General features: G+C 40.1%; 10 protein-coding genes. 2 read left to right on the forward strand and 8 right to left on the reverse strand.

Translation table 11 applies throughout. The features are described from left to right. Positions 1-55: 55 nt before the first annotated feature. The 5 genes from MMY95_RS15275 to MMY95_RS15295 all read right to left on the reverse strand — a co-directional run bounded on the left by MMY95_RS15275 (position 56) and on the right by MMY95_RS15295 (position 1304). Entirely contained in the window at positions 56-220 is a 165-nt protein-coding gene (locus tag MMY95_RS15275) for a hypothetical protein (protein ID WP_164878063.1), read from the reverse strand. A gap of 11 nt (positions 221-231) precedes the next feature. Further along, positions 232-432 carry a hypothetical protein gene (locus MMY95_RS15280; protein ID WP_015825332.1) on the reverse strand — a complete coding sequence of 67 codons (201 nt, stop codon included), beginning with the start codon at positions 430-432 and terminating at the stop codon, positions 232-234. A gap of 2 nt (positions 433-434) precedes the next feature. Beyond that, positions 435-689, reverse strand: a complete 255-nt coding sequence (locus tag MMY95_RS15285) for a hypothetical protein (protein ID WP_087509042.1) — start codon at positions 687-689, stop codon at positions 435-437. Between the two features lie 33 nt (positions 690-722). Continuing rightward, positions 723-902, reverse strand: coding sequence for a helix-turn-helix domain-containing protein (locus MMY95_RS15290; RefSeq protein WP_016058357.1), 180 nt, complete (start codon positions 900-902; stop codon positions 723-725). Between the two features lie 141 nt (positions 903-1043). Then, positions 1044-1304 (reverse strand): hypothetical protein, encoded by a 261-nt coding sequence (locus tag MMY95_RS15295; protein ID WP_015825329.1) that lies wholly within the window; start codon positions 1302-1304, stop codon positions 1044-1046. Between the two features lie 57 nt (positions 1305-1361). Between MMY95_RS15295 and MMY95_RS15300 the strand changes: the two genes are divergently transcribed. Next, entirely contained in the window at positions 1362-1583 is a 222-nt protein-coding gene (locus tag MMY95_RS15300) for a hypothetical protein (RefSeq protein WP_025015699.1), read from the forward strand. Positions 1584-1598: 15 nt separating this feature from the next. Here the strand turns inward: MMY95_RS15300 and MMY95_RS15305 are convergent, their stop codons facing one another. Both MMY95_RS15305 and MMY95_RS15310 read right to left on the reverse strand, forming a co-directional pair. Continuing rightward, entirely contained in the window at positions 1599-1826 is a 228-nt protein-coding gene (locus MMY95_RS15305; RefSeq protein ID WP_069137014.1) for a hypothetical protein, read from the reverse strand. Between the two features lie 13 nt (positions 1827-1839). Beyond that, entirely contained in the window at positions 1840-2547 is a 708-nt protein-coding gene (locus MMY95_RS15310; protein WP_041142747.1) for a Rha family transcriptional regulator, read from the reverse strand. Positions 2548-2612: 65 nt separating this feature from the next. Here MMY95_RS15310 and MMY95_RS15315 point away from each other — a divergent pair, with 65 nt between their 5' ends. Then, entirely contained in the window at positions 2613-2864 is a 252-nt protein-coding gene (locus MMY95_RS15315) for a hypothetical protein (protein WP_027823017.1), read from the forward strand. Positions 2865-2968: 104 nt separating this feature from the next. Here MMY95_RS15315 and MMY95_RS15320 read toward each other — a convergent pair. After that, positions 2969-3367, reverse strand: a 399-nt coding sequence (locus MMY95_RS15320) for a phage antirepressor KilAC domain-containing protein (RefSeq protein ID WP_241277797.1), incomplete at its 5' end; no start/stop codon positions are given.

The following is a 3367-nucleotide window of genomic DNA, read 5'->3' on the forward strand; positions in this document are numbered from 1 at the left end:
CTGTTGATAACATGCTTTATAAACTTGATGTGATTGTTCACGATTTCTTCCATAGCTACCGTCCTCGCTTTCTTAGCACTTGCAAACGAGACTGCTTTGGAATAGAGTAGATGTTGTTTATAATTGTCTCTTCCATTAGTCCATCGTTAGCCGCTACTAGCGATGGCTTTTTTTGCACTCGTTTCCAGTTGTTAACTGATAAAACTGATGCTTTTGGCATGATCATTCCTCCTACTTGAGCACTTGAATACCATTGGTAATAATCTCGAATTGTTGTCCATTTTGTTCAATTACAGCTACATCTTTTTGAGTGCGCAATGTGAACGGAATTTTTTTAATATCCACTACTTTGCCAACGCCGGCTTCTCGTATTAATTGGCCGCAACTATACTCAGCCTTGAAACTCACCCGATCGCCTACATGAACTTTCATGATCATTCCTCCATTTCTAATGCTTCTTGCCAATCAATGACATATCCGCCACCAGGACACTTGCTAACTGAAATATCTTCTTCTGATAGTGTGTTGATAACGCCAACACTAATTCCAGACTTGTTCCAGATGATTGAGTGATGGCCTGACAAACTAGCAACATTCATTTCACTTAGTAAATCATTTGCTTGTGCCTTGTCAGAATTGGCAACTAATTTATTGCCAAGCCCAACAAATGCATCTGTGTCTCTTACCATTACATTTCCTCCTTAAATTTCCCGTTAAATGGTTTAAAACGTTTTTGAATTTAGGTATTTTTCAAGTTCCTTACGTTCAATGCGTTTTAGTCTGCCAATGCTAGTTACCTTTAAACCGTCATTAATCATCTTATAGACTGTATTTACACTACCAATGTGAAGCTCTTCCATCACTTGCTGATAAGTAAGCCATTGAATCTCCGTTTTACTCATATCATTTCCTCCTAAATTCCAAACCAGTTTCTAATCTCACGACGCTTGTACCACACGGTTGTTAGCGCCCAGGTTAATACTGCTACTTCTACCATGGCAATTCCTCCTTATGAGTTGAATCATCATCTACCCGCCTAGGTTTTAATTACTCAAATTTTGATGATTCAATAACCATTTTTCGACTGCTGGGGCGTACCACTTTCCGTCTTCTTCTGGCTTTGGGAACCCTTCTTTGTCGCGATAGTGCTTGTCGAATGTATCTACTTTGATTCCAAATTCAGAGTAGAAATCTTTACGTCCAATCATTTTATGATCAACAGCTTGCTGACTACGCCCATCCGCGATTCCTTGTTCATATGCTTGCGTGAAGAGTTTCGACAAAGCACTTATTAAACTGTCCATCCTGGTCACTCCTTTCGGTGTATAATTTTGTTAGTTCAATTAATCGAGGTGATGAATATGGTTAATGAACAAGACTTAATTGCCGCTATTCGTTTGCATGCGCCAAGCCATTTGCCCGGCCCAGTTAGCATTGATGGTCTCCTATCCGAATTAGGAATTAATGATGAGAGTCTTTTGACGAACGCTTTGAAATCTTTACAGGATAAGGGATACTTACAATTCGGATACGGTAATGGAAAGATAAAGCGTATTAGTCTAAATACATCTTTCCCTCTATAAGCTTTTTAGTGACCCTTATTCACGGTAAGGGTCACCTTTTTGAACTACTAGCCAATTGTTTGCAACTAAGTCTGTGAACGTTGGTTCCCAACAAACCGAAAGCTGTTCACCATGTGTAAACGCAATTAATCTTCCTTTTGTATCAGTCGCTTGAACGTAGTAAGTTGAATCATATTTCAAATCACTAGCTCGAACGATCTTCCCATTCCTACCTGCCATTTTTAGTGCATCTACTAATTCCATATTGCTAATCCTCCTATGCTGGCTCCTTGTCTAATCGAAGTGACGTCTGCCGAATAATCGTCTTAGTTGCTGTAGACGGCTCCCAATCATTAATGAAGTCCATTACCATCTGGTAGTCCTTCTTGCGTAGCATTGACCGAGCACTCACGTTAGCAATCTTCTTGATGCCACTGCCAATATCCTTGAACAGCTCACCTCGTTGTTTCTGTGTGATATGACCATAGCTATGTGCGACTTCCGACACGCGCTGATTAACACGCCGGTTAAGCGCACTATATTCAGGATTAGGAATAACTTGGTTCTCTTTGAGGTCTTTCACATCGCCCTCTACACTGTCTAGGCGCTGATTAGTTTCCTCATTGGCTTGCAGTGCCAATCTGGCAATCTCTCGTGGCGATGTTGGCAATTTCACTTGTTCTTCCATAGAGTTGAACGCCTCGATGTATTTGAGCTTGAACGCATCCGCCTTTTTACCTGTAAACCCGAAAGCAATGAAACTGAACCCGTCACGATTCATGTAATACATTGGATTAGATTTACCACTTCGGTCTTTATAAACCCCCTTGGAAAACATCGAATCGTACTGAGCCGAATTTTCGGCTGAGTCCAGTTTGTTTTGGATTGCTTCCATAACATGCTTATGTTGCTTGTCAAATACCTCTGCTACCTGCAAGCTACTGGTAACGGCTTGCTTATTCTTCATAATTACTAAATCATTCATGTGGATCATCCCTTTTGTTTTTTGGTAGTATAATTTAAATGTTCCAGAAAGGTGGTGAAAATAATATGAAATATTCACGAGATCAACTAATGCAAACCATTTCCTCGGAAACAGATAAAGTTTGGGATAACGGTGCTGCTCTTGCCCTAATCTCTTTTGTCAAGGAAGAGATTGAATCGACTGGTCAGCCTTTATCTCAATCCCAAACAGACGCGTTGGCAAAATCTTTAACATACATTTCAAAAGCAAACACTAAAAATTCTTTAATTGCTACTTTTAATGTGTTTACCACTCTTGGAATCTTTAAAGCCAACTAGTTTGCCACTTGTTATTTTTGAAGCTTCTATTTTTTTAATAAAGGATTCACATATTGCAGATGTGGATCCTTTTTTGTTTTGTTCCTTCATAAAATCATTCCTTTCTATGCTGGCTGTTCAACTAATGGCATGATTCCCTTTGATTTCAAAAAGTCGTATAAGAACTTTTGCCCCACTTGTGTCCACTTCATCGTGTTACGTACCTGCTTGATGCCATCGCTATTCGTATACTCGTATGGTCCAACGTGCGTATAGCCTTCGTCTTGATACTTCGCGTACAATAGCCACGTTTTGCCTTGCTTGTATTGAATGCCTAAACCATGTAGCAACTTGTTAAACTCACGTGTCGAGTAACCGTAGTTCTTAGCAATCATTGAGATTGTTTCCAGTCCCTTGTTAGCTAACATGCTATCGGTGTAATCTGCCTTAGGCTTCAACTCCTGGATAACTAAGTCCTTTTGTTTGAGCTGGCTGCCTGCCTTCAATAGCAAGTCGCCTAACGC

It is taken from the genome of Lactiplantibacillus sp. ME-2 (assembly GCF_022549155.1).
Classification (GTDB): Bacteria; Bacillota; Bacilli; order Lactobacillales; family Lactobacillaceae; genus Lactiplantibacillus; species Lactiplantibacillus plantarum.

Bases quoted from the DNA above. Each gene is read 5' to 3' on its own strand.
- MMY95_RS15280 (WP_015825332.1), bottom strand. From the start codon at position 432: ATGAAAGTTCATGTAGGCGATCGGGTGAGTTTCAAGGCTGAGTATAGT.
- MMY95_RS15295 (WP_015825329.1), bottom strand. From the start codon at position 1,304: ATGGACAGTTTAATAAGTGCTTTGTCGAAACTCTTCACGCAAGCATAT.
- MMY95_RS15300 (WP_025015699.1), top strand. From the start codon at position 1,362: ATGGTTAATGAACAAGACTTAATTGCCGCTATTCGTTTGCATGCGCCA.
- MMY95_RS15310 (WP_041142747.1), bottom strand. From the start codon at position 2,547: ATGAATGATTTAGTAATTATGAAGAATAAGCAAGCCGTTACCAGTAGC.
- MMY95_RS15315 (WP_027823017.1), top strand. From the start codon at position 2,613: ATGAAATATTCACGAGATCAACTAATGCAAACCATTTCCTCGGAAACA.
- MMY95_RS15285 (WP_087509042.1), bottom strand. From the start codon at position 689: ATGGTAAGAGACACAGATGCATTTGTTGGGCTTGGCAATAAATTAGTT.
- MMY95_RS15305 (WP_069137014.1), bottom strand. From the start codon at position 1,826: ATGGAATTAGTAGATGCACTAAAAATGGCAGGTAGGAATGGGAAGATC.
- MMY95_RS15275 (WP_164878063.1), bottom strand. From the start codon at position 220: ATGCCAAAAGCATCAGTTTTATCAGTTAACAACTGGAAACGAGTGCAA.
- MMY95_RS15290 (WP_016058357.1), bottom strand. From the start codon at position 902: ATGAGTAAAACGGAGATTCAATGGCTTACTTATCAGCAAGTGATGGAA.